We start from the raw sequence: 24790 nt of genomic DNA on the forward strand, positions 1-24790 counted from the left end.
CGTATCTTTTATGCTGATCCAGAAAAATGAAGGCGTCGCTACTGCCATAGAGGCGAAATGTGTCAAAGGAGGAGCGATGCCTTCATAAAATAATTTAACATACTTTTACATGCAATCGTTAACCACTTAATTGAACAATCGTTAAAGAACGATTCACATAACCCAAAAGATCAGGATAATCCGTCCTAATGTTTGCCCCCACTTCGTCTCCTGCTGATAAGGCAGCTTGAACCACATACGTTGAACTGCTTCTATTCGCTATTTTAAAAAAAGTAGTCGTATCACCAAAAATTGGCGCACCATTAACAGTAATAATCGCATCCAAAAATGGTTGATCCGGGTCTGGATCGGTTGTGGCTTCAGCGTTAATCGATACCGTTATCTGATAAATTCCACTCTCTCCTACCACTAATTCATTGCCCGACCCGCTAACTGTAATCGTATCTGATAAGGGCCCAACTATACCAAATGGGACAGGTTCAAAATCTCCCCCAGGTGTTTCTACACTAGCTCCTCTTAGAGATCCATAAGCCAAGTCAACTTCTCCAGTGGCTCCTGTAGGGCCTGTAGGTCCGGTAGGCCCAACATCGCCTGTGGGTCCCGTAGGACCGGTTGGCCCAACATCGCCTGTGGGTCCCGTAGCGCCAGTTGGGCCATCTCCACCTGTAGGCCCGGTAGGACCGGTTGGGCCATCCTCGCCTGTCGGTCCCGCGGGACCTGTCGGGCAAACATCACCTGTGGGTCCTGTAGCGCCAGTTGATCCTGTCGGCCCGGTTGGACCTGTCGGCCCGGTTATAACACAACAATTCTTCTTTGGTATTTCGGAACAACAATAGTCATCTTTCTTTTTCTTGAGTTCTTTGGGGTGATGACCTTGATAGCGATGACCTCCTAAATGGATATTTTTATCAAAAGGCATAGATTTCCCCTCATTTTCACATTTTGATTAGCATATGTGAGGAATCCCCGCGAGGTATAGGGAAATGCCATCATACTTAGAATTTCCTTTGTTTCTTCCATTTGATACGTGAGTGGGTACATGCCGATACCTTATTTGATGGCGCTTAATAAGATGTAAGAAGGCTCTGTATCGATTATCATATCAAAAAGGAGTAACGGTTTGATGATAAGCCTTTGTATGATCGTGAAAAATGAAGAAGCCGTCATCGGCCGGTGTTTGGATTCGGTAAAAAATGTTGTTGAAGAAATCAATATCGTTGACACCGGTTCAACGGATCGCACAAAAGAAATCGCCCGGGATTATACCGATCGCATTTATGATTTCGAATGGGTGGATAATTTTGCGGCGGCAAGAAACTTTTCATTTGAAAAGGCTAAACAAGACTACATTCTTTGGCTAGACGCCGATGATGTATTAGCTGAAAAAGAGACGGAAAAATTATCGACCCTAAAGAAAACCATTCATCCATCCGTCGATGCTGTCGCTATGGATTATCACTTAGCGTTTGACGAGTACGGAAATGTGACCTTTCAGATCAAACGAAATCGCCTCGTTAAAAGGAAAAGAAAATTTCGCTGGATCGGGGCTGTTCATGAATATCTGGAAGTGGGAGGAACCATCATCCAGAGTGATATAGCCGTGACTCATCTTCCATTGCGCCTTGATTCTGACCGCAATCTGCGGATTTACGAAAAACGCATGGAACGTGGCGAAGCATTTACCCCAAGAGATTTATTTTACTTTGCCAACGAACTCGTCGACCATCTTATGTATGAACGGGCGATTTCGTATTACGAAAAATTCCTTGCAACCAATAAAGGTTGGATAGAGGACAATATCACGGCGTGCAGTAAATTGGCCGATTGCTATTTTCAACTGGGGCAACCGGAGAATGAACTGCAAGTTACATTCAGATCCTTCATGTATGACCGTCCACGTCCTGAATTTTGTTGTAGGCTAGGGTATTACTTTTTAAACAAAAACACATTGGAGACGGCCGTATTTTGGTATACGCTAGCCACCCAACAATCTGAAACAACAATGGGGTTTGTCAATAAGGCATGTTCCACTTGGTTGCCTCATTTACAGCTATGCGTTTGCCATAGCCGTTTGGGCGATTATGAATCAGCTTATTACCATAATGAAAAAGCACGTGAATATCGGCCTACGGATCCAAATGTTTTGCATAACAAAGATTATTTGCAAGGAATGATTTAGACAGAGACGCTTTAACCAATGATACCTCCAAGTAAATGGAAAAAGGAATGCCGAAAATGAACATTCCTTTTATCCCATGGCTACTAGGCAATTCAATGTTGAAAAGGTGTTACAGTGCCTTTACTAAACCTCCGTCAACCAACATCGCTTCTCCTGTCACGTAACTGTTCGCCTGCGAGGCCAGGAATACGACTGTTTTTGCGAATTCCCCGGGTTCACCGTAACGTCCGGCAGGGATGCGTGCTTCGGATTCTTTGCGCACGGTTTCCTTGTCTTTATTTTGTTTCGATGCCTTTAAGTCGTCCAGAGAAGCCACGCGGTCCGTGGCAATTCTCCCCGGTCCGACGGTGTTGACGAAGATATTATCGCCCGCGTATTCGGAAGCCAGGCTTTTCGTTAAACCGAGAACTCCGGCCCGAAATGTATTGGATAAAACCATCCCATCGAGGGCTTGTTTGATCGATGATGACGTAATGTTTACAATCCGGCCGTTTTGTTGTTTTTTCATATGCGGAAGCACAGCTTCAGTGGCGCGCACGTAACTGAGCAGGTTTAATTCATACGCATGTTGCCAATCCGCCGCGTTGACATCATCAAAACCGCCCGCTTTCGGTCCCCCACTGTTGTTAATCAAAATATCCACGGTGCCGTATTGATCAACCGTTTTGCTAACGGCGGCCTTAATGTCATCTTCCTTCGTTAAATCACAAATCGCGTACTGCACATCACTTCCGGTTTCCTTCCGTATCTCCCCTGCTGTTTGTTCCAATTGTTCTTCGTCACGGCTTGCAATGATAACGTTTGCGCCTTCGCGTGCCAACTCGGCAGCGATCGCTTTCCCCAACCCCTTGCTTCCCGCGAGGACGAGCGCTGCTTTATTGTAAATGTGTAAATCCAATTCAAATGCCTCCCTATTTTTTCAGATCTTTCACCGGGTTTTTTAATGTTGGAAAGCCGGTGATCTCACAGCTTATCGTGTCACCATCTTTTAGCGGAACCGCCCCCGGGGTTCCCGTAGCTATAATATCTCCCGGTTCCAATGTCATGACTTTCGAGTGAAAAGAAATCAGCATTTCCGGTGTAAACGTCATATTGGCGACGATATTTTTACGATGAAGCTTTCCATTAATCCACGTGGACACTTCCAACTTGTGCAACGCGTCAATCTCATCCGGGGTAATCAACGCGGGACCGAAACTGAAAAATGTATCAAAACTTTTGGAACGTGTTAAGTACCTTGGATTTTTCGCTAAAATATCCTCGGCGGTCATGTCGATGACCGTCGTGTAGCCGGCAACGACAGAAAGCGCATCGGTTTCGGACACATTCTTGCAACGTTTGCCGATCGCAATTCCGAGTTCTGCCTCTCCGGTTGTGCGCTCCGATTGCAAGGGCAACTGGATCTCATCCCCCGGTCCAATCACTGTTGTCGCCGGTTTCATGAAGCTTGCCGGTTCCGTATTGGGTGCTGTTTCATGTAAATCGGCTGCGTGATCCACATAGTTCAGGCCAATTCCCCAGATTTTAGAGGGCTGACGGTATAAAGGCGCGAATGAAAGCTCGCTTAAATTGGCAGCCTCGGGAAGCGTATCTTGTCCTTCCATCCATGTTTGCAGTTCCCGGATACGCCCCGTTTCAAGCAACCCCTGCATCGTCGTGGGAAAATTTTTACCGAATTGGTTCACATTCGACAGCGGAATAACCTGATCCCCTGTCCATATGCCGACCGTTTCTTGGTTCTCTTCTCGATAGCTAACAAGTTTCATCGGCACCCTCCTTTCAATAACGGGCTGGAAGCCGGTTTTTTAGTGCCGGCACAGCTTCTCGAAATTCATCCACTTCGGAAATATCGATGTTGGCGACAAGTGTCTCTTCCTCATCGGGGCTTCCAAGCGCAAGTACATTTCCCCAAGGTGAAATGACGGTGGAATGTCCGGAAAAATTTGAGCCGTCATGGCTGCCGACAGCGCCCGCGGCCACGACAAAACTTTGATTTTCAATCGCTCTTGCCCGCAACAGGGCATCCCAATGATCACGCCGGGCTTCCGGCCATTCACCGAAAACGTATATCACTTTTGCCCCATTCACTGCTAACGAGCGAGCAATTTCCGGAAATCGCAAATCATAACAAATGAACGATCCCATCGTTGTTTCTTGTAGCTCATAAGGACTTGCCTTTTCCTTCCCTGCAGCTAAATAGCGGGGTTCATCAAGCATGGGCACTAAATGGATCTTGTCGTATGCGTGAATGACCTCCCCGTCTCGGGAAATGGTAAGCGTGCGATTAACAACGCCTTCAGCTGTATTTACGGCGATAGATCCGGCAACGAGGTCGATCCTGTGTTCTTTTGCCAGAGTTTTCAACATTTGCTGTGTTTGCCCGTTTTCCTCATCGGCGAGTTGGGCAATTTCAGAAAGCGCGTAACCGGTCGTCCACATTTCAGGCAGTACAGCCACATCCGGTCGATGACGTTCCGCGACGCTTTTTATCCACTGCTGTACTTTATCCCGATTGGTTTCCGGCTTTCCGGCCTGAATATCCATTTGATAAATCGCGATCTTCACTCTTTTCCCCTCCTACTAAAAAACGTTCAATTTTGCAATACGGTCCAACGCTTCCTCGATCGTCTTTTCATCATTGACGAGCCCTAATCTGACGTACCCTTCGCCATGTTCGCCAAAACCGCGCCCCGGGGCCACAGCAACATGGGCTTCTTCCAGAAGCTTGCTCGCAAATGCATCAGAAGTCATGCCATCGGGGCATGGAAACCAGGCAAAAAAAGAACCTTTGGGTGCTTCGCCGTCCCAGCCCAATTCGCGTGCCTTTTCCATTAAGACATCTCTTCGGCTTTGGTACATGGCGATCAATTCATCTACATTATCTTGCGGACTGGTCAAAGCGTCAGCCGCCGCTTTTTGGACAGCCCCGAAAAGACTGACGTACATATGGTCTTGAATCTTGTTGAGCATTTGGATCACCGAACGGTTTCCCACCGCGAAAGCGATACGCCATCCCGCCATATTATAGGTTTTCGACAAGGTGTAAATCTCGATGCCCGTTTCTTTTGCGCCCGGAACTTCCAAAAAACTTTCATGGCGTTTGCCGTCAAAGCTTAGTGCGCCATAAGCAAAATCATGCACGACACAAATGTCATTGGCGTTGGCGAAATCGACGGTCTCTTCAAAAAAAGCGCGATCAGCGATGGCGCCTGTCGGATTGTTGGGATAATTAATAAATAAGAGCTTTGCTTTTTCCTTCGCTTCTTCCGAAATTTCGCCGTACTGTGGCAAAAAGTGATACTCCTCGCGCAATGGCATCATTTCCATTTGCGCGTCCGCAAGCGCGACGCCTGACCAATAATCGGGGTAGCCCGGGTCGGGCACGAGTGCGACGTCACCTTTATCAAGCATGCACTCGCTGACTTCCACGAGTCCGCCCTTCCCTCCGAACAAGACACAAACTTCCTCATCTGGATCTAAATCAACGCCAAAATTATGTTTATAATAGTCGGCCGCTGCTTCTTTTAAGAAGCGAAAACCTTGGAATGGTGAATATTTATGATAACGTGGTTCTTCCGCTGCTTCTTGCAGCGATTCAATAATATGTTTCGGTGTTGGCTGATCCGGACTTCCTTGCGCAAGGTTAATGACATCGTGCCCTTTATCTTTGAGGGCAAGAATACTTTTTTCCAATTTCGCAAAATACTGATCCGGTAAACGTTGAATCGCCTTTGAACTCTGAAATGTTTTCATCTGGGAAGCCATCCTTTTTCTAGCGTTTCCATCAGTTTAACATCTTTTCTCCCCTAGCAGCCACCTGCAAGAAAAGACGCAAGTATTTTCACAGTTTTTCCAATTCGTTATACTAGATGTATAGTTATCAAAAGGAGGAATCATCATGGGGTTAAAATTTCTTGTTGTTGGTGCCGGTGCGGTCGGTGGATACTTCGGTGGGCGTTTGCTTGAGGCCGGTGAAAATGTCACGTTTCTTGTGCGTTCCAAGCGCCGAAAACAGTTGGAGCAAAACGGGCTTGTCTTGCAAAGTGTCAAAGGGGATGCGACACTCTATCCGCCACTCATTGAAAAGGGAGAAGCGGGGACATTTGATGTCATTTTATTGAGTACGAAGGCCTATCAGCTGCCAAACGTCCTCCCCGATCTTAAGGATTTCATGCATAATGAAACGGCAGTGATCCCGCTGCTCAATGGCATTGGTCACCTCGATACGCTCGATCAATATTTTAACAAGGACAAAGTATTGGGCGGGCTTTGCTTTATTGAATCAACGCTGACAAAAGACGGCCATATTCTCCATACGAGTAGCGGCCACCGGCTTTCGTTCGGGGAGCGAAACGGAAAATTGAGCGAACGTGTCGAACGGATTGCCGCGAGCTTTGAAAAAACGAATGCCGACGTCCAGGCGAGCATACATATTTCCGAGGCGATGTGGCGAAAATACTTATTTATTACGACACTATCCGGTATCACGACACTCTTTAACAGCCCGGTCGGTCCGATTCGCAACAGTCATGAAGGACAGGCATTTACCGATCAGCTCATTGAGGAGATCGTCACGACCATGCGACAGACGGATGAGCCCATCAAAGATGATTTCGCGGACAAAGCCTGGCGGCAGTTCATGAAAGTGTCCGAAGAGACAAAAGCGTCGATGCAAAAGGATAAAGAAAAAGGATTGCCGGTCGAAGCCGACCATATTCAGGGCTATTTGCTGCAAATTGCCGAAAGCAATGAGCTTTCCACGCCCTATTTGCAAGCCGTCTATGCGAATTTGAAAGTATACGAACAGATGAGAAAGGATGCTGATTGATGACAGCACAGACATTGAAAAAGCGACATGAAGCGCCGGAAAATGAGAAATGGAATCTCGAAGACCTTTTCCCGGACGATGAAGCGTGGGAAAACGCCTTTGAGAAATTGCAAAAACAAATACCTGATGTGAACGCGTATAAAGGGCGTTTGCACGAAAGCGCGACCCTATTACTCGCCTGCCTCGAGACTGATGAAAAGCTGCAAGAAAGCCTGATTCCCATCACCACTTATGCGCAGCTGCAATTGGCAGCGGACGGCACTGATGCGAAAAAACAAGCCCGTCAAGGGAAAGCCCGTGCCTTGGAGAGTGAGTACAATCAAGCGGCGGCGTTTATTTCGTCTGAAATCATTGCGCTATCTGAAGAAACCATTGCTGCATTTTTTAAAGACGTTCCTGATTTGCACAACTATGACACGCCAATTCGGGACATTTTACGCGATCAACCGTGTGCGCTCTCAAGAGAATCCGAAGAAATTCTCGCAGCACTCGGCGAGGTAATGGACGCCCCGTTGAAGATCTATGAGCAAAGTAAATCAACCGACTTGACGTTCTCCCCTTTTCAGGATGATACAGGGAAGGAATATCCGCTATCTTTTGCCCTTTATGAGGATCAATATGAATTCTCGTCAAACGCCACTGTTCGCCGAAATGCTTACGAATCATTTATCGACGGCCTACGCCGATACCAAAATACCTATGCCGGCACGTATGATACTGAAGTTAGAAAACAAGTGACCACCGCCAAATTACGCGGTTATGATTCCGTCACGGATATGCTTCTACACCCCCAGCAGATCTCTGTAGACATCTATCATCAACAAATTGATACGATTTATCGGGAATTAGCCCCACACATGCGGCGCTATGCCAAACTGAAACAGCGGGTGCTCGGATTGAACAAAATGACGTTTGCAGACATAAAAGCACCGCTCGATCCTGATTACGAACCTGAGATGAGTTATGATGATGCAGCACAAACCATTCTAGAAGCGCTGAACGTGATGGGCAGCGACTACGTTTCAATTATGGAAAAAGGCTTATATGACGGTTGGGTGGATCGAGCCGATAATATCGGCAAACAAACCGGCGCTTTTTGTTCAAGCCCGTACGGCACCCATCCTTACATTCTTCTCACCTGGACGAACATGGCGCGAGGAACGTTTGTATTGGCCCATGAACTCGGCCATGCCGGGCATTTTTATCTGGCCAATCAACATCAAAGGGTGGGAAGTGTGCGTCCGTCCACTTACATGATTGAAGCGCCGTCAACGATGAATGAAATGTTGCTTGCCCGCTATTTACTTAACAAATCAGAAGATGTGAAAATGAAGCGCTGGGTGATTTTGTCACTGCTCGGCACCTACTATCATAATTTCGTCACGCACTTGCTGGAAGGCGCGTTTCAACGCGAGGTGTACAAGGTCGCTGAAAAAGGCGAAACGCTCACCGTCCAAATGTTGAATGAACTGAAATATGAGGTGCTTTCCGGATTTTGGGGAGATGCCCTGGCGCTTGATGATGGCGCGGCGCTGACGTGGATGCGACAGCCCCACTATTACATGGGGCTTTACCCTTACACTTATTCTGCAGGGTTAACGGCATCAACGGCTGTATCTGAAAAAATTGCCACTGAAGGCCAGCCGGCTGTCGATCAATGGCTTTCCATGCTGAAAGCGGGTAGCACGATGGGACCGATTGATTTACTCAAAAAAGGCGGCGTAGATATGTCAACCTCCGAACCCATTTCACAAGCAGTTACCTATGTCGGATCTTTAGTGGATGAATTAGAAAAGAGTTTTTCATAACAATAACTAATAAATAACAAAAAAGCAGGTGTATATGAATGACGACGACGTATGAAAAACGACAAGACGTTCCGGAACAAGAAAAATGGGATTTGACCGACCTTTACACATCGGAATCCGATTGGCAACAAGATGTCGATGATGTGTTGAGGATGGCCAAGGACTTACAATCATACGATGGCAGCATTAACGACGGCGCTTCACTTCTTTCTTTTTTAAAAACACAGGAAGAATTGTCTTACAAACTGCAGCACGTTTTCGCGTACACGATGTTTTTGTCTGACATTGATGCGCGGGAATCCCATGCCCAGCAGTTGAAAGCAAAAGCTTCGCAAACGGCTGTAAAGGTGAGTGAGGCAACGGCCTTTTTCATGCCTTTTTTATTAAGTCTTGATGAGGAGACCTTAAAGCAATATTTGCGGGAGGAAGAGCAACTTGCGTATTTTGAAGATACCCTTTGGAAATCGTTTCGGTTGAAACCGTATGTCCTTTCAAAGGAAAAAGAAGAATTGCTGTCGACATTGGGTGAAACGTTATCTGCGCCTGCGGATACGTACAATATGCTAAACAATGCGGACATTCCGTTCGGCGATGTCACTGATGATGACGGTAAGGCTGTGCAGCTAACGCGCGGGATGTACGCGAAGCGGATCGAAGATGAGGATCGCGATGTACGAAAAGAGGCGTATAGGGCGTATTACAAGCCTTATGTGGAATTAAATAACACGATTGCCACTAATTTGGCAGCGGAGATCAAGACAAATACGACGATTGCCAAACTTCGCGGGCACGATTCTGCGCTTAGCCAATCTCTGTTCGGCGATAACATCCCGACGGATGTGTACGAGAATTTACTCTCGGCGGCCAAGGCTAATATCCAGCCCTTACACGATTACACGGCTATCCGAAAAGAAAAACTCGGGGTCGATGAACTGCGCCAATATGATTTGAACGTTCCGCTTGTGCCCGATATGAAAGTGGACATTTCCTATGATGAGGCTTACGACACGATGCTGAAAGCACTCGCGCCCCTCGGAGATGAGTATATTGAGGTTTTACGTGAGTTCAGGGATAAGCGTTACATCGATGTGCGGGAAACGCCCGGCAAGCGTTCCGGTGCCTATAATATGGGTGTGTACGGCGTGCATCCGTTTGTGCTCCTCAACCATCATGACGACTTAAAAAGTCAGTTCACGCTCGTCCATGAAATGGGCCACGCGATGCACAGTTATTTTTCAAACAAACACCAACCGCAGATTACAGCCAATTATCGTATTTTCGTGGCAGAGGTAGCCTCAACCGTCAACGAGGTCTTGCTCATTCAGCATTTGCTCAAAGAAACCGACGATCCGAAAATGCGTAAGTATCTGCTTAATCATTTTATTGAACAGTTCAAAGGCACGTTTTTTACCCAAGCCATGTTTGCGGATTTTGAAAAACAAACCCATGAGCGGGCGGAAGCGGAAGAACCGTTGGATGCGAACAGTTTAAACGAATTATATGAATCGCTCTTTCGCACGTATCACGGGCCTGCGCTCGTGTTCGATGACGAAGTCAAATACGGCTGGTCACGTATCCCTCACTTTTACCGAGCGTTTTATGTTTATCAGTACGCAACCGGGTTCGTTTCCGCGATTCATATTGCGATGCGCATCCTTGATGGCGATGAGGAAACGTTGAACAATTATCTCGCCTTTTTACGCAGTGGCAGCGAGGATTTCCCCCTTGAATTGTTGAAAAAAACCGGCGTTGACTTAACAACACCGGAACCGATTGAAAATGCCATGAAAATGTTTAGCGAGACTGTGGAAGCGTTTAAAAAGGCGTGAGTCACATGCCTCTCCGTTTTTTGTCCCAACTGCGACAGTTGGGACACTTCTTCGGATTCATGACTTACTAATCATTTTTTTTGCGAGAATGTCCGCACTTTAAGATAGCAATTAATTGTTAAAATATTTGACCCATAAAGAGAACAAATATTGCCCACTAAATACAGTATACATGATAGATATATGTTATAATTAACTCAATAGACTGGCTTCGCATGAGGGGTTTGGTAGCACTGTCGATCTGCCGTTAGTCTTCATTGGGAGACTTCCCGGGCGGGAGGTGTATGCCAATGGACATTGTTAGTGCGTTAGCGTTAATGATATCCTTCGGGATGTTAGTAGCGTTTATCGTTTCTGATAAAAACCGTAAAAAATAACCCCTCATGCGCTTTAGCAGGTACGTGAGGGGTTATTTCTGCCCGCTACCTACCCCTCTTGTCGGGGTTCGGTCTATTGTGACCGCTCCATGTTACAGCATGGGCGGTCTTTACTATTGTATGCACTTACAGTCTTTCTATGTTCATTATACCACGAAATCAATGTTTGTACATATCGTATTTATTTACTTCTTCTTTCATGCTCCGCCCATGTCGACCGTAACATAGCTAAAACCTCGATTTCAGGTGCCATGCTCCGCTCATGGTGACCGTAACGGAGCCAAATCCACTAGTTCGGGCGCCATGATCGATTTTTTAATAACTGATTTTGTACTCGGGATGGATCTTTGCAACCTCTGAGTAGTTTCCGTTGTTCTTGTTGGGAACCTGGTAAGCCAACTGGAAATTTAAAGCGTGGATTGTGGGCCTCTATCTATAGATGATTGATAATGCCGAGCATTTACTGAATGAATATCAGAGGGAGTGGACGCACCGGTATTGTGAAATTTTTGTTACTTTTTGAGGCTAAAGCTTTTTCAAACGAGGAGATCAAGATATGATAAACGTAACATAGGGAAACGTATTGAAAGCAGGGGATTTCATTGAATATAGGAATTATAGCATTGTTACTGGTGGTTGCCGCCTTGATCATAGGCATGACGCTTGCCATCGGCCGAAGCCCCGATAATAATAATTACAGCATTGAATCGAGTTTCAAAGTCATGACCATCATGTATACAGTTATCGTCCCGATCATTCTGGTCACAGCCGTCGTCGTGCTTGCCTTTATGTTTATTTAGTGCGGGGGATTTGCAAGAGTGACGTAGACCCCGCGCCCTCTCGAACGGTGGCACGTATTAGAAATTCCCTCCACGAAAGATATATCAGAGAACTTAAGATTATAAGTCTGGACGGATCAACTTTATCTAAAAAGGCAAATCCTCATCGGGAATGTGTTTTGTTTTTTGAGACTGATTCCTCTTCTTTTTGGTTGTTGTTTGGTCCCGGGAGCCATTTGAGCTCTCAATCAATTCACCGAATTTTTCCTCATATAATTCACGAACCCATACCTTTACCGGTGCTTTCCACTGTTGTGAAGGAGCAGGGATGTTTTTTATTAAGCTTTTCGGTTTCATACCTAATTCTTTCGCCATTTGTATGTCAGCTTGATTCAGCCGACAACGTTTTTTGGCTTCTGCCCAGGTGGCATTCTTTTTCTTTCCCATTTGTATCATCCCCCTCCGTCTGTTTACCTACCGCTGTTCGGCTGCATTCGGAAAAAAGATTGAAGGCATCTACCGCCTTCAATCTTTTTTTAATTAATCGGCAACGCCGAGTGCAATTTTTGCATAGCGGGACATTTTATCCTTATCCCACGGTGGGCTCCAGACGATGTTTGCTTCGACTCCTCCGATTTCATTTACGTCTTGCAATCCTGATAAGGCATTTTTTATTTCCGATTGGATCATACCTGCAAGCGGGCATCCCATGCTCGTCAACGTCATGGTAATCACTACATTCTTGTCAGGGTCCAAGTCGACCTCGTATACTAGACCAAGATTCACAATATCCACGCCGAGTTCAGGGTCAATGACATTTTCCAGTTCTGCCCATACCCGTTCTTCTGTTTCTTGGATATCTTGTTCATCTGCCATATTCATCACCCCTTTTATTGATTCATTGTACTTGATTTCAGCTTGTTAGACAATCAGGAGGATCAGATCCCAATGAAAAAACTCCCTCGTGCTTTTTTTCAACAACCTACGTTGGAAGTTGCCAATGCACTCATTGGAAAACGTCTCGTCCATCAGCAAGAAGGCGACACACTCGTGGCCAAAATCGTTGAAGTCGAAGCATACAAAGGACCGGACGATCGTGCCGCCCATACATACGGCGGTCGCCGCACACCCAGAAATGAAACAATGTTCGGGGAAGCGGGGCATGCGTATGTTTACCTCATTTATGGCATTCATCACTGTATCAATTGCGTCACCGTGGGACCAGAGTACCCCGAAGGCGTACTGCTCCGCGCAGCAGAACCGTTAGAAGGGCTGGAAACGATGGCAAAAAAACGATTCCAACGCACATATAACGAGCTAACACAGTCCCGGCGACGGCAATTAACCAATGGTCCGGGCAAACTCGGGCAAGCATTCGGCATCACAAAGGAACGATACAACGGACACGATCTTCAAAGCGACTCCCTTTTCATTGCAGAGGGGTCCAAAGAACGCATTGTTGTCGAAACTTCTCCGCGGATCGGCATTGACGCTAGCGGTGAAGCAAGAGACTATCCGTGGCGTTTTTTCGAAAAAGACCACCCTTATGTGTCCAAACGCCCTAAGCCCCGTGCCGACGGATGAACCGTTCCAAGCGTTGGCATGCTTCCGTGAGATTTTCCATATCATAAGCATAGGATAAACGCACATATCCTTCTCCATACCGTGAAAATGCTGTTCCGGGAACGACGGCAAGTTTTTCTTCTTCTAACAAACGCTCCGAAAATGTATAGGAGTCAAAACCGGTATTTTGAATCGATGGAAACAAGTAGAAAGCGCCTTCCGGTTTTTCAACATCCATTCCCATGTCAAGTAAACGACGGAGCATGTAATCCCGTCGTTTTTCGTATTCCGTTCGCATGCGCTCCGCATCATCTTTTCCTGCGGTCAATGCCGAAAGCGCGGCATGTTGGGAAATGGAACTGGGACAAGATATGTTATAGCTGTGCACTTTCAACATTTGTTCCGTAAGCGCTGCCGGTGCGAATGCAAAACCGATTCTCCATCCCGTCATGCTGTGTGACTTCGATAAGCCGTTGATGACGACGGTACGTTCTTTCATGCCGGGTTGGAACGCAATGGAGGAATGGGGCCGTGCATAAACAAGCTCGCTATAGATTTCATCACTGATGACAAAAATATTTTTATCCCGAAGAACAGCGGCAATCGCTTTTAATTCCTCTTCGGTGAGCACCATCCCGGTCGGGTTAGAAGGATAGGATAGGATAATTGCGCGTGTTTTCGGCGTTATCGCTGTTTGTATCGCCTCTTTTGTCAGCTTAAAGTTAGTTTTGCCCGTATCTATATACGTTGGTTTCGCACCGTTTAGTCGAATAAGCGGTTCATACGCCGGGTACGCCGGGACAGGCAAAAGCACCTCATCCCCGCTTGAAAGCACCGTGCGTAAGGCAATATCCAACGCCTGGCTCGCTCCTACGGTAGTAATGGCTTCTCTTTTCGCATCATACGGCAATCCGTATTTTTCCCTTAAAAAATCCGTGGCAGCCTCTTTCAATTCCGGAATGCCCCCGTTTGCCGTATAGGTGGTAAGATTATCATCAATTGCCTGTTTGGCGGCTTCTTTCACATGATTGGGGGTGTGAAAATCCGGTTGGCCAAGGGTGAGTTGTACAGCCCCTTCAACAGTCGCTACTTTATCAAAAAATTGCCGGATGCCCGATCTTTGAATGTGCAATACTTTTTCATTAATATTTGCATCCAAATGTTCCATTGTTTACGCCCTCCCCTTCTTCCTGTCAACATTATCACACCTCTCTGGGAAAAAAAATGGAGCACAGGCATAGCATCTACGCTGTTTCTTCGTTACAATAAAAAATATGAAAGAGAGGTGACGAAGAATGGCAAGACCGGACGAACGAGTATTAATGATAATCGATGGCTACCAATTTAAAAAAGCCCGCAGCCAAAACCAAGTATTTATTACGTCCCCGCAAGGCGTGAATATTACGTTGGATGTGCATGTTTTGAAAGAATTTCTCAACAAGTTGGAAAATGACGAAACAACTGCCAAACAATTCGGGCTATAAGTTTGTCTCGAATTGTTTTTGTTTGCAAATGGAATGAGTGGGGTAACATTACATATATACTGTTATTCATTTGAAAGGGGGATTGTAAAGGCTCTAAACGCTAAGAGTCTTTACACCGACATGCCTAAACATTATACATACGAAATGAAGCGTCCCAACATCGTTTTCGCGATTTCAGCTGTTTTAGTATTGGCTTTCGTCTTATGGGGGGTTCTGAACGCCCAATCGTTGGACTACATCGCTAATATTGCACTGGACTTTACTATTGATAACTTTGGCTGGTTTTACATGATTGCGACCGCCTTCTTTGTAGCTTTTTCTGTTTTTGTCGTCTTCAGCCCTTTTGGAAAAATTCGGCTCGGAAAAGAAGATGACCGTCCCGAATATCCTTTTTATACGTGGATCGGCATGATTTTCGCTGCCGGGATCGGGGTAGGCTTTGTTTTTTGGGGGGTTGCCGAGCCGGTTCTTTATTATTTGGATCCGCCTGAAGGCATTACCCCGGAAACGGCAGCTGCTGCTGACGCAGGTCTTCGCTATGGATCCTTTCATTGGTCTTTGCATGTATGGGCCATCTTTGGCGTCGTCGGGTTAACACTTGCCTATGTACAGTTTCGTAAAGATAAGCCGGCGTTAATCAGTTCCGCTTTCGCCTCTTATTTTGGAAATCAAATGGAAAGATGGCCGGGAAAAGCGATTGACACGTTCGCTGTATTGTCGACCGCGATGGGAGTTGCGACAACGTTTGGTTTGAGCGCCTTGCAAATGTCCGGGGGACTCTCTTATATTTCGGGTATTCCCAATAATTTCGTTACCCAATTTACAATTATCGCTATCATTACTGTTTTATTTATGGTTTCGGCAGCTTCCGGCGTAAACCGAGGGATTAAATATTTAAGTAACATCAATTTGGGTCTTGCCGCCATCTTGCTTTTGTTTGTGATCGTTGCCGGCCCGACGATTCAAATTGCCGAAAGCTTCTTGACGACACTCGGCGGGTATCTGTCTAACATTGTACCGATGAGTCTGGAATTAGCCCCATATTCGGAGGCCGAGAGTGAATGGCTCGGTGGAAACACGATCTTTTTCTGGGCGTGGCATATGTCTTGGGCTCCATTTATCGGTTTATTTATCGCGAGGATATCCCGGGGCCGAACCGTTCGTGAATATATGATGGGAGTACTGCTTTTGCCATCCTTAGTCGGTGTTATTTGGTTCACGACGTTTGGCGGCACCGGACTTTACCAGGAAATTCTCATGGGCACCGGCATTTCCGAATTAGTGACCGCAAATGAAGAAATCGCACTGTTTGAAATGCTTTCCAATATGCCTATGGCGCTGATCGTGAGCATCTTGGCCTTTGTGTTAATCGGCATTTTCTTTATCACTTCGGCTGATTCCGCTTCTTACGTGCTTGGAGTCATGACCTCACAAGGCGGACTTAAACCAATGCTCTCCATTAAAATCATTTGGGGATTTTTGATTGCCGGCACGGCAAGCGTCCTACTTTTAACCGGTGGCTTGGAAGGATTGCAGACCGCCGCTATTGTATCTGCACTCCCCTTCGGGGTGATCATGGTTTCAATGGTCATCGTTGTCCTTCTCATGATGATGAAGGATCATAAGATCGGAAAAAGAGAGCAGAAAGAAAAAGAAACAGCGGAGCTCACAGAAAGTATCCGTGAAGAAATGTATGATGAGATGAGAGATGAGGTATATGATAAAGTAAGAGAAGACGTGCATAAACAAGTGCAAGAGGAAATGCAAGAAGAAAGAAACGAACAAAATAATCAAGACGATCAACGATCATAAACAAAAATGAGCGGCGTGAAGAGTGCGCCGCTCATTTTTGTTGCTCTACCAACATTGCTGTTCCCATCCCCCCTCCTATTCCCAACGTGGCAATTCCGAATTTTGCATTGGCCCTTTCCATTTCTTTCAGCAAACGGACGATCAAGACAGCTCCCGATGCCCCGTACGGATGACCGAGAGCAATTGCGCCACCGCCAAGGTTTATCCGGTCCCAAGAGATACCCATCTCTTGAATGGACGCGACAACTTGGGAGGCAAAAGCTTCATTAAATTCCATTATTTCAATATCGCTGATATGAAGGTTATTACGCTCTAATAATGCGCGTACCGCCGGCACTGGACCGATACCGAGTAAGTTAGGGTCGACCCCTACCGTGCAACTATCGACGATGGAAAAACGCGTATCCAGGCCGAGGTAGTTGGCTTGCTTTTGGTTTGTCACAACGGCCAAAGCTGCTCCATCATTAATGGGGCATGCGTTTCCGGCGGTAACTGTTCCGTTTTTTTGAAAAACAGCGGGCATGCGCTTCAGTTTTCGCATTGATGTGTTCTCTCTCGGGCATTCATCCTCGTTTATTTGCCCTAAAGGAACGATTTCTTCTTCAAATTTTCCTTCTTTTTGGGCTTGCACAGCTTTTTGCTGGCTTTTATAAGCAAATTCATCCTGTATTTCTCTTGATACTTGATATGTACGAGCGACATTCTCTGCTGCCTCCCCCATTTCGGGATCTCCGATTTCATCCGGTGAAAATCTTGCCCGCTCGAATAATACGGGTGTTTCTCGCGTAGGTCGTAACGGTTTTTCCATTTTCCATGGGGCCTGGCTCACACTTTCAGTTCCCCCGCATAGAAAAAGTGCTTTTTTGTTAACATATGCCCTTTCAAAAGCCATTTCTATAGCAGCAAGTCCGGATCCGCATTGGCGATCAATCGTCATTCCCGGTACGCTATAAGGAAGCCCCGCGCTCAATGCGCTTAAACGAGCGATATTTCCTCCCGGACCGACAACGTTTCCGAGAATCACCTCTTGAATCTTTTCTCCTGTTATGCCGGTTTCTTCTTGCATGTGACAGATTAAAGCGGCAGCCATTTTTTCCGGTCTGTAGCTTTTTAATGTGCCGCCTACTTTGCCGATTGGTGTCCGTTTTGCCCAGCCGATAACAACATTACTCATTATTTCCCCTCCAGTTTTACCGCCCACGCTTTCACGGTAGATCTTTTTGGTTTTCCGCTGGTTGTCAGTGGGATTGGATCCATATGTAGCCAATTTTTTGGACATTTATACGAAGCTAGAGACATTTTGCACGTTTCGATTAATTGTGTAATCAGATGTTTGGTAAGTGGCCGATGATTCTTTATCTCAATAACAGCAGTTACCTGTTCGCCCCATTCATGATGGTGAACGCCTGTGACCACAACATCTCGAACCTCGTCATGGGAACGAAGCACCTCTTCCACTTCTTCGGAATAAACATTGAGGCCGCCGGTTACAATTTTATTTTGCTTTCGACCCGCCAAATGAAGGATACCCTCCTGATCTTGCCAAACGTAATCGCCGGTTGGAATCCAAGAGGCCGGAGAAACCATCTCACCTCCATCGTAGCCGGAGAACACCATGGGGCTGGATACAAACAATTCCCCAACGTCTCCTTCTTCTTTTTTTATATCAATGGAGACAGAGGAAAAAGGCCGGCCGATAGCGGAAGGTTTCGCTTCCTCCGCGTGATGGAGAATTGTGATAAAACTATGTTCGGAAGAACCGTAGAAATCAATCCAGCTTGCTTTTGGCGCTATTTTTCGCCATGATTTCGTTACAACGGAAGACATCTTGGCCCCTGACGTAATCAGTGTGTGCATATGCCCAAACGTTTGGGTTTCGTTGGCCATACGGACGTACATTGTTGGAACCCCATACATAACCGTGATGCCATGTTTTTGAATCTCTTTTGCCAAACGCTCCGGGTTCGGTGAGGATGATAAATGGCACGTAGCCCCAACATCCAACGTATGCAAAGCAGCATATAAAAAAAGAGAATGGACGAGAGAGCCGGAGACCAATACTCGATCTCCTTCTTTAATCGGTAATTCTTTTTTTCCTTCCGCAAAGCTTGCCACCCAAGAGCGATGAGAGCGAATATACCCCTTTGGTGTGCCAGTCGAACCTGAAGTGAAGCCAATGTAAAAGGGTTCCTCTCCGGTAAGGTCGGGCAAAGGGATATGTTGAGAAGACTCGTTTAACCATTGCTCCATATTGTTGCAAACGATTAACTCGGTATCCAGCGACAGGGAAGCGATTTTTTGTTTTAAGGTGGGATCAACAAACAACAAATGTGGAGATGTTTTCGTTATGCATTTTTCCAACGCTTCCGTTGTCCATTTCGAGTCCAATGTAACTGCCACCCAACCGGCCTTCGCTGCTCCGATAAACACTTCCAGAAAGTGAACGTTATTGGGCATCAAAATAGCGGCACGGAAATTTTCGTAACCGGAATACGTGATCAACTTACGGGCGATGTTATCTGTTATTTTATCAAAAGATTTATACGTGTGTTTTTCATCTCCCGCAACGATCGCTACATCTTCTGGATGGCGTTTCGCATAATGTGATATCCCCTTAGCTACGTTCATCTTTTCACCCCCGAGCTATTTTGAAAAGGAAAAGGACTATGTTGTAGAATTTTTACTGATAAAAAGGCAGCTATAGTCGCTTTAGCCAAATCCCCCGGCAAAAAAGAGAGAGAGGAAAGAGCCGCGGCAGTTAAGGGCAGATCTGCAATCCAGGAAAAATATAGGATGCCAGATAAATGGATCACGATAACCCCTCCTGTCAGATTAGCTATTACAGCTTTTATTACTGTTACATTTTTTGCATGATTAATGATAAAACCAATGACGAACGCGGCCATCGGCCAAGCTAATATGTATCCCCCACCTGGAGCGAGCAGTATGCCCAACCCTCCCCGTCCGCCTGACAATAAAGGTGCTCCTACAGCTATCAAAGCCACAACCAGAAGAGCACTTCCTCCTCCGCGTTTTGCTCCAAGAATGGAACCGGCTAACATTACCCCCAATGTTTGCGCAGTAATGGGCACAGGGCTGAAAGGCAGAATAAGTGGCGGAAAAAGACCTAAAATACCGATGATTGCTGCAAACATCGCCATCATTGTTATATCTTTTGTATTCACGGCACACCTCATTTCTTTTGCAACATAAATTGTAAAAAATACAAACATTATTGTCAACATATTTATAATATTGGTTTACAATTAAACTCGAGAATAAATATTGTTCCTCATGCAAACAATAATATGAAACAATTGCTTTTGGGGGACTCATCCATGCGAAATAAAATGATGTTGTTATGCCTGCTACTATTAATGTTAACGGAGACGCTCATCGGTTGTAATCCTTTCACGGCAGATTCCGGGGCTATAAATGATGATGCGCGTCCTTTTCAAAATATGAATGAACGACAACCTGAGGAAGAACTGCTGGATGAGGAGCAAATAACCACCGTTCAATACGAAAGAACACCCGCGATGGACGGGGGTTCGGAGAGAGACGTTCGTAATCCTAATCCGGTCAGCAATGTGGAGTTGCAAAATGCTTATCCGGACATTGTCACATTACAAGGTCCCCCTGAAGAAAAACAAGTAGCGTTAACTTTTGATGACGGTCCTGATGAAATAATCACTCCGGCAGTTTTAGATAAATTGGACGAATACAATGTCGAAGCAACTTTTTTTCTTATCGGGGAACGTGCGGAAACTCACCCGGACATCGTTGAGCGCATCATAGACGAAGGGCATGTTATCGCCAACCATAGCTGGAATCATCCCGAGTTTACAGAGATCAGCGATGAAGAAGTCGAAGAGCAAATAGACCGTACCGAAACTGTTCTAAATGACATTACCGGGCAAAAAGTCCGTATGTTCCGTCCTCCTTACGGAAAACAAAATGAGAAGAACGTTCGTACCATCGGGAATTTAAATTATTCCAATATCATTTGGACACAAGATTCATTGGATTGGAAGGACTTAGAAGTTGAAGAGGTGGCTGACAATATACTAAGTGATATTGATTACGGTGCCATTGTTTTACAGCATAGTGCCGGTATGGAGGACGACGAAGGATTAATAAGAACGGTAGATGCCCTCGACAAAGTGATTCCGGAACTGCAAGACGATAATGTAGATTTTGTTCCCGTGGATGAACTGCTGGATGAACGTGCGTACCGGTAACTATATAATTGTTGGGGTGGTCAGTGTGATAATGACCTTCCCCTAGTGCTACGAACCAGAAATTTTTTCCCTATCTGTGTTGTGCAACTTTTACAAGATCCGCGAGGAACCCATAGTAGGGATTCTGCCGCGCTTATGAAGACCTAATGAATGAACACGGAAGTCGTTAGGTCTTTAACCACCGGTTTTAACGCCCTAACGAGTGATGACAGAAGTCATAAGGGAGCCAACTATGGCATTTGATGCCTTAACGGCTTGAAATATCATACTTGCAAAGGCTACTGGTATATGGATTAGATTTGGTTTATCCCTCTCTTCGCAGGCTTCCCTTCGTTTGAAGGATTGGATCGTTGCTCTTGTCCCTCTCGGTGCAACTTTTCATTCCGTTTGAGGGACTAGATCAGAGAAGTATTTCCTCTCTCCTCTTCTTGAGGGAATAAATTAGGGATGTAATCCCTCTCGAACCAGTTATCCCTCTGTTTGAGGGACTCACCTGTAGTCCCTGTGCTACAATTTGTTTGATCATTATCGTTCTTTGCTTTTTTGGTACTCATTAGCCTTATTGTGCTTCACTCTCCCTTGATGAGCAGTTTTTATTTTTAATAATAATTACGGTACGTGAAATTTTAAAGTCGTTTCCTCTCTTCCCTTAAAAACCGCCCCTCAGGGCGGCGGCTCAGTTCTTAATACGGATCGGATACATCTCCCATGCGTTCAGCATTCAATACTGCCTCTTCTTGTTTCTCATTCTCTGATGTTTGTACTTTCTCGATGCCTTCTTTTAGGCGTCGGCCATATTCCGGATCCGCTTCTGACATATGGTGGATCATTTGCTTTTGGACGGCTTCATCCGCGTCGGAGAGCGCATTTGAAAGATTCGAAATCAAGTCGGCTTTTTCCCGTTCATTAAATCGTCTCCACGTTTCGCCGGCTTGGGTGAAATGCGCTTTACGATCGATCGCCTCTTTTTTAACCTCTCCGCTCACATGCGGTTCGTGCGGTTCCCTTTTTTGTACCGCTTCTTTTAATCCCCCACTATCGAAGGCTCATAATTGATATGAGGGTCACTTCCGGGAGGGTTATCGACGTGATACGTCATTTGCCCATCCCGTTGATTCGTCCCGAGACGCTTTTTCGGTGCATTGATCGGCAGCTGCAAATAGTTAGGGCCGACCCGGTAACGCTGGGTGTCCGAATATGAAAACGTACGACCTTGAAGCATCTTGTCATCGGAGAAATCAAGCCCGTCAACAAGGACCCCCGTCCCAAAAGACGACTGCTCTACCTCGGCAAAATAATTTTCCGGATTTTTATTTAACGTCATTTTCCCTACTTTATGCCAGGGGAATTGATCTTTGTACCAAAGCTTCGTGTCATCAAGAGGATCAAAATCAAGCTCAGTATGTTCCCCGTCCTCCATAACCTGGACGTACAGCTCCCATTCCGGATAATCGCCATTTTCAATCGCTTCATATAGATCTTGTGTCGCGTGATTAAAGTTTAATCCTTGAATATGGTCCGCTTCTTCTTGCGTTAGGTTTTTGATGCCTTGCACCGGCTCCCAATGGTATTTGACCAACACCGCTTTCCCTTCATCATTAACCCATTTATATGTGTTTACACCGGACCCTTGCATATACCGGTAATTGGCTGGAATCCCCCATGGTGAGAACAAAAACGTGATCATATGGGTAGACTCGGGAGAGCTTGCCATAAAATCAAAGATCCTTCTTGGATCTTGGCGATTGGTGACCGGATCGGGCTTCAACGAGTGTATGACATCCGGAAACTTGATCGCGTCACGGATGAAAAAAATCTTTAAATTGTTGCCGACCAAATCCCAATTTCCGTCTTCCGTGTAAAATTTGACGGCAAACCCACGCGGGTCCCGTTGTGTTTCCGGGGAATGATTTCCGTGTATCACGGTAGAGAAGCGGACAAAAACCGGTGTTTCAACCTCCGTATTCGTAAACACCTTCGCTCTCGTGTACTTGGAAATCGGGTCATCGCCCACTTTTCCATAGGATTGAAAATAACCATGGGCGCCGGCACCGCGAGCATGAACGACCCGTTCAGGGATCCGCTCGCGATCAAAATGGCTCATTTTTTCAAGAAACTCATAGTTTTCAAGTGTTGTAGGACCACGATTGCCGACGGTTGTCATATTTTGATTATCCGTGATCGGATGGCCCTGTCGGTCCGTGAGCGTATCTTCTTTCTCATTTTCCGCTTTACGCTTGTCCAACGCATCCCCCTCCCCGGATACATTTACTCCATAGGAAGGTTTTTTATATTCGTCTTGCACGATTGCCTTCTCTCCTTTCAACATGCCATAATTCCCCCGTAGTGTCTCCCGAAACGTTGATCCGTATGCATGAAAAAGTCATAAGCCGAGCGCCTCGTCTTATGCCTGCTTATTTTTTCATTTCAACCAACTGCATATGTTTGTTAAAAAAGAAACGATAAAAAACAATGGTCGCAATCATCGCAGCCAATGACACGGATGTAAAAATGCTCAGGGAAATGACAATCTGATAACGAATCGCTTCAATGGGCGGTACACCGCCTAAAATAAGCCCAGTCATCATCCCGGGCAATTGTACGAGTCCGACGGTTTTTAATCCATCGACATTCGGGATCATCGCGGCCTTAACGATTTTTCGGATGAGAATTGTAGAGGCTTGTTTCGGACTAGCTCCCAACGCCAAAGCAGCGACAAGCTTCCCTTTTGACTGTTGAAACTCGCTTTGCATGCGTTCGAGCGCCAGACCTATGGCCACCATGCTATTGCCGATCACCATCCCGCTCATTGGGATGACCTGATCAGGCTCAAAAGAAATCATGTCAAATCCGAGCCACATGGCAAGGATAAGCAGGGCCACACCGACAATGATCGTGAAAATAATTAAGCGAACAAAAGGCAGTCCCGCCCCTTTTTTACTCGCGTGAAAGGAAGCCACGGCAATCATAATCGAGAGCATGATCGTAATCCCGATCGCCGGCGGCAGTGAAAATAAATACGTTAACACATAGCCGATGATAAATAATTGCACGATGCCGCGAAAAGACGACCAAATGATGGATTTGCTTAAGCCAAGGGCATAAAAATAAGACAAAGAAACAGGAATGAGAACAAAAAATATAAGAAAAAACATGGATACATTCGAAATTTCAGGGGCCATTGGTCACTCCTTTAGAAAATACTTAAGTTGTTCTGTTTGTGGATTTGTAAATAGACCCTCCGTCGGTCCCGTCTCCACGATTTTACCATTTTCCATAAAGATCGTTCTGTCCCCGAGTCGCCTTGCCTGCTTCACGTCATGGGTCACCATCATAATCGCTTCAACATTTATGGATAAAATTTCCAATAGAAAAGCTTCAATAAGTTCCTCGTTTTTTAAATCAACGGCACTCGTTACCTCATCAAGAAGCAAGACATCCGGTCGATTGGCAAGGGTGCGAGCAAATGCGACGCGTTGTTGTTCCCCACCGGAGAGTGTTTCCACATCACGATGCAAATAGGAAGCAGGAAGTTGCACATGCTCCAATAGTTCTTCTCCCATGTTTTCTTCCCATTCTTGAAACAGTTTCGGCCCAAAAGCCAGATTATCGGCGACGGTCCCTTTGAAAAGGGAAGAGGATTGCAATACCATTCCTATTGATTTCCTTAGTTTTGGGATTTCGTAATCTCTTACATCCCTTCCCCTAAAGGAAATCATCCCTTTATCCGGATCAGCCAAACGATTAAGAAGCATAAGCAAGCTGCTTTTCCCGGCCCCGGACCCTCCGATCAATGTAATGATTTCGCCTTTCTTCACTTGCAAGGAAATATTTTGAAGGATAGGAGTATGTACATCTTCCATTTGAATCATCGTTTCCGTTTCATCCAT

At 45.9% G+C, this 24790-nt stretch carries 22 protein-coding genes and 1 pseudogene; 9 read left to right on the plus strand and 14 right to left on the minus strand.

Annotated elements, in window-relative coordinates:
- Positions 1-118: 118 nt before the first annotated feature.
- On the minus strand, positions 119-919 hold the full coding sequence (locus HUG20_RS19975) for a hypothetical protein (protein WP_425504103.1): 801 nt from the start codon (positions 917-919) through the stop codon (positions 119-121).
- A gap of 204 nt (positions 920-1123) precedes the next feature.
- Here HUG20_RS19975 and HUG20_RS09435 point away from each other — a divergent pair, with 204 nt between their 5' ends.
- Positions 1124-2179, plus strand: a complete 1056-nt coding sequence (locus HUG20_RS09435) for a tetratricopeptide repeat-containing glycosyltransferase family 2 protein (RefSeq protein WP_200090263.1) — start codon at positions 1124-1126, stop codon at positions 2177-2179.
- 109 nt (positions 2180-2288) lie between these two features.
- On the opposite strand, the gene HUG20_RS09440 is transcribed toward HUG20_RS09435, so the two are convergent.
- Genes HUG20_RS09440 through HUG20_RS09455 form a run of 4 tightly spaced genes read right to left on the minus strand, consistent with a single transcriptional unit; the run spans position 2289 to position 5932 of the window.
- Positions 2289-3077 carry an SDR family oxidoreductase gene (locus HUG20_RS09440; protein WP_200090264.1) on the minus strand — a complete coding sequence of 263 codons (789 nt, stop codon included), beginning with the start codon at positions 3075-3077 and terminating at the stop codon, positions 2289-2291.
- A gap of 13 nt (positions 3078-3090) precedes the next feature.
- A complete protein-coding gene (locus HUG20_RS09445) occupies positions 3091-3945 on the minus strand; it encodes a fumarylacetoacetate hydrolase family protein (protein WP_200090265.1) in 855 nt (284 codons plus the stop codon).
- Between the two features lie 13 nt (positions 3946-3958).
- A complete protein-coding gene (locus tag HUG20_RS09450) occupies positions 3959-4744 on the minus strand; it encodes a carbon-nitrogen family hydrolase (protein ID WP_200090266.1) in 786 nt (261 codons plus the stop codon).
- A 15-nt stretch (positions 4745-4759) separates the two neighbouring features.
- Positions 4760-5932: a pyridoxal phosphate-dependent aminotransferase gene (locus HUG20_RS09455; RefSeq protein WP_200090267.1), complete on the minus strand. Its 1173-nt coding sequence runs from the start codon at positions 5930-5932 to the stop codon at positions 4760-4762.
- Between the two features lie 145 nt (positions 5933-6077).
- On the opposite strand from HUG20_RS09455, the gene HUG20_RS09460 reads away from it, so the two are divergent.
- The 4 genes from HUG20_RS09460 (at position 6078) to HUG20_RS09475 (ending at position 11821) form a co-directional block, all read left to right on the plus strand.
- Positions 6078-7007 carry a ketopantoate reductase family protein gene (locus tag HUG20_RS09460; protein WP_200090268.1) on the plus strand — a complete coding sequence of 310 codons (930 nt, stop codon included), beginning with the start codon at positions 6078-6080 and terminating at the stop codon, positions 7005-7007.
- Positions 7007-8815 carry an oligoendopeptidase F gene (gene pepF, locus HUG20_RS09465; protein ID WP_200090269.1) on the plus strand — a complete coding sequence of 603 codons (1809 nt, stop codon included), beginning with the start codon at positions 7007-7009 and terminating at the stop codon, positions 8813-8815. Before HUG20_RS09460 ends, pepF (HUG20_RS09465) begins: the two co-directional genes overlap by 1 nt.
- A gap of 38 nt (positions 8816-8853) precedes the next feature.
- A complete protein-coding gene (gene pepF / locus HUG20_RS09470) occupies positions 8854-10644 on the plus strand; it encodes an oligoendopeptidase F (protein WP_200090270.1) in 1791 nt (596 codons plus the stop codon).
- A 979-nt stretch (positions 10645-11623) separates the two neighbouring features.
- The gene (locus HUG20_RS09475) at positions 11624-11821 is read left to right on the plus strand and encodes a hypothetical protein (RefSeq protein WP_200090271.1); all 198 of its coding nucleotides are present in this window, start codon (positions 11624-11626) and stop codon (positions 11819-11821) included.
- Between the two features lie 126 nt (positions 11822-11947).
- On the opposite strand, the gene HUG20_RS09480 is transcribed toward HUG20_RS09475, so the two are convergent.
- Positions 11948-12247 carry a hypothetical protein gene (locus HUG20_RS09480; RefSeq protein ID WP_200090272.1) on the minus strand — a complete coding sequence of 100 codons (300 nt, stop codon included), beginning with the start codon at positions 12245-12247 and terminating at the stop codon, positions 11948-11950.
- 93 nt (positions 12248-12340) lie between these two features.
- Positions 12341-12676: a metal-sulfur cluster assembly factor gene (locus HUG20_RS09485; protein WP_200090273.1), complete on the minus strand. Its 336-nt coding sequence runs from the start codon at positions 12674-12676 to the stop codon at positions 12341-12343.
- Positions 12677-12748: 72 nt separating this feature from the next.
- On the opposite strand from HUG20_RS09485, the gene HUG20_RS09490 reads away from it, so the two are divergent.
- On the plus strand, positions 12749-13384 hold the full coding sequence (locus tag HUG20_RS09490) for a DNA-3-methyladenine glycosylase (protein ID WP_200090274.1): 636 nt from the start codon (positions 12749-12751) through the stop codon (positions 13382-13384).
- Here the strand turns inward: HUG20_RS09490 and HUG20_RS09495 are convergent.
- The gene (locus HUG20_RS09495; RefSeq protein WP_200090275.1) at positions 13362-14531 is read right to left on the minus strand and encodes an aminotransferase A; all 1170 of its coding nucleotides are present in this window, start codon (positions 14529-14531) and stop codon (positions 13362-13364) included. The genes HUG20_RS09490 and HUG20_RS09495 overlap by 23 nt on opposite strands.
- 127 nt (positions 14532-14658) lie before the next feature.
- On the opposite strand from HUG20_RS09495, the gene HUG20_RS09500 reads away from it, so the two are divergent.
- Both HUG20_RS09500 and HUG20_RS09505 read left to right on the plus strand, forming a co-directional pair.
- A complete protein-coding gene (locus tag HUG20_RS09500; protein ID WP_200090276.1) occupies positions 14659-14847 on the plus strand; it encodes a hypothetical protein in 189 nt (62 codons plus the stop codon).
- 120 nt (positions 14848-14967) lie between these two features.
- Positions 14968-16659 (plus strand): BCCT family transporter, encoded by a 1692-nt coding sequence (locus HUG20_RS09505; RefSeq protein ID WP_200090277.1) that lies wholly within the window; start codon positions 14968-14970, stop codon positions 16657-16659.
- 31 nt (positions 16660-16690) lie between these two features.
- On the opposite strand, the gene HUG20_RS09510 is transcribed toward HUG20_RS09505, so the two are convergent.
- From HUG20_RS09510 to HUG20_RS09520, 3 genes are read right to left on the minus strand one after another with little or no spacing between them, the layout of a single operon-like run.
- Positions 16691-17833: a thiolase family protein gene (locus tag HUG20_RS09510; RefSeq protein ID WP_200090278.1), complete on the minus strand. Its 1143-nt coding sequence runs from the start codon at positions 17831-17833 to the stop codon at positions 16691-16693.
- Positions 17833-19287 (minus strand): AMP-binding protein, encoded by a 1455-nt coding sequence (locus HUG20_RS09515; protein ID WP_200090279.1) that lies wholly within the window; start codon positions 19285-19287, stop codon positions 17833-17835. Before HUG20_RS09515 ends, HUG20_RS09510 begins: the two co-directional genes overlap by 1 nt.
- The gene (locus HUG20_RS09520) at positions 19284-19844 is read right to left on the minus strand and encodes a biotin transporter BioY (RefSeq protein WP_200090280.1); all 561 of its coding nucleotides are present in this window, start codon (positions 19842-19844) and stop codon (positions 19284-19286) included. The genes HUG20_RS09515 and HUG20_RS09520 overlap by 4 nt, the downstream gene beginning before the upstream one ends.
- 153 nt (positions 19845-19997) lie before the next feature.
- Between HUG20_RS09520 and HUG20_RS09525 the strand changes: the two genes are divergently transcribed.
- Positions 19998-20900 carry a polysaccharide deacetylase family protein gene (locus HUG20_RS09525; protein WP_200090281.1) on the plus strand — a complete coding sequence of 301 codons (903 nt, stop codon included), beginning with the start codon at positions 19998-20000 and terminating at the stop codon, positions 20898-20900.
- Between the two features lie 683 nt (positions 20901-21583).
- Here the strand turns inward: HUG20_RS09525 and HUG20_RS09530 are convergent.
- From HUG20_RS09530 to HUG20_RS09540, 3 genes and pseudogenes are all read right to left on the minus strand, one after another.
- Positions 21584-23205 (minus strand): annotated as a pseudogene (locus HUG20_RS09530) (catalase).
- 109 nt (positions 23206-23314) lie between these two features.
- On the minus strand, positions 23315-24082 hold the full coding sequence (locus HUG20_RS09535; RefSeq protein WP_200090282.1) for an ABC transporter permease: 768 nt from the start codon (positions 24080-24082) through the stop codon (positions 23315-23317).
- 3 nt (positions 24083-24085) lie between these two features.
- Entirely contained in the window at positions 24086-24790 is a 705-nt protein-coding gene (locus HUG20_RS09540) for an ABC transporter ATP-binding protein (protein WP_246476608.1), read from the minus strand.

It is taken from the genome of Salicibibacter cibi, from assembly GCF_016495865.1.
Classification (GTDB): domain Bacteria; phylum Bacillota; class Bacilli; order Bacillales; family Marinococcaceae; genus Salicibibacter; species Salicibibacter cibi.

What these genes read in the sequence shown, in the direction of transcription:
- HUG20_RS19975 (WP_425504103.1), bottom strand. Translation starts at nt 919, where the DNA reads ATGCCTTTTGATAAAAATATCCATTTAGGAGGTCATCGCTATCAAGGT.
- HUG20_RS09435 (WP_200090263.1), top strand. Translation starts at nt 1,124, where the DNA reads ATGATAAGCCTTTGTATGATCGTGAAAAATGAAGAAGCCGTCATCGGC.
- HUG20_RS09445 (WP_200090265.1), bottom strand. Translation starts at nt 3,945, where the DNA reads ATGAAACTTGTTAGCTATCGAGAAGAGAACCAAGAAACGGTCGGCATA.
- HUG20_RS09455 (WP_200090267.1), bottom strand. Translation starts at nt 5,932, where the DNA reads ATGAAAACATTTCAGAGTTCAAAGGCGATTCAACGTTTACCGGATCAG.
- HUG20_RS09460 (WP_200090268.1), top strand. Translation starts at nt 6,078, where the DNA reads ATGGGGTTAAAATTTCTTGTTGTTGGTGCCGGTGCGGTCGGTGGATAC.
- pepF (WP_200090269.1), top strand. Translation starts at nt 7,007, where the DNA reads ATGACAGCACAGACATTGAAAAAGCGACATGAAGCGCCGGAAAATGAG.
- pepF (WP_200090270.1), top strand. Translation starts at nt 8,854, where the DNA reads ATGACGACGACGTATGAAAAACGACAAGACGTTCCGGAACAAGAAAAA.
- HUG20_RS09480 (WP_200090272.1), bottom strand. Translation starts at nt 12,247, where the DNA reads ATGGGAAAGAAAAAGAATGCCACCTGGGCAGAAGCCAAAAAACGTTGT.
- HUG20_RS09485 (WP_200090273.1), bottom strand. Translation starts at nt 12,676, where the DNA reads ATGGCAGATGAACAAGATATCCAAGAAACAGAAGAACGGGTATGGGCA.
- HUG20_RS09490 (WP_200090274.1), top strand. Translation starts at nt 12,749, where the DNA reads ATGAAAAAACTCCCTCGTGCTTTTTTTCAACAACCTACGTTGGAAGTT.
- HUG20_RS09495 (WP_200090275.1), bottom strand. Translation starts at nt 14,531, where the DNA reads ATGGAACATTTGGATGCAAATATTAATGAAAAAGTATTGCACATTCAA.
- HUG20_RS09500 (WP_200090276.1), top strand. Translation starts at nt 14,659, where the DNA reads ATGGCAAGACCGGACGAACGAGTATTAATGATAATCGATGGCTACCAA.
- HUG20_RS09505 (WP_200090277.1), top strand. Translation starts at nt 14,968, where the DNA reads ATGCCTAAACATTATACATACGAAATGAAGCGTCCCAACATCGTTTTC.
- HUG20_RS09510 (WP_200090278.1), bottom strand. Translation starts at nt 17,833, where the DNA reads ATGAGTAATGTTGTTATCGGCTGGGCAAAACGGACACCAATCGGCAAA.
- HUG20_RS09515 (WP_200090279.1), bottom strand. Translation starts at nt 19,287, where the DNA reads ATGAACGTAGCTAAGGGGATATCACATTATGCGAAACGCCATCCAGAA.
- HUG20_RS09525 (WP_200090281.1), top strand. Translation starts at nt 19,998, where the DNA reads ATGCGAAATAAAATGATGTTGTTATGCCTGCTACTATTAATGTTAACG.
- HUG20_RS09535 (WP_200090282.1), bottom strand. Translation starts at nt 24,082, where the DNA reads ATGGCCCCTGAAATTTCGAATGTATCCATGTTTTTTCTTATATTTTTT.
- HUG20_RS09540 (WP_246476608.1), bottom strand. Translation starts at nt 24,790, where the DNA reads ATGGATGAAACGGAAACGATGATTCAAATGGAAGATGTACATACTCCT.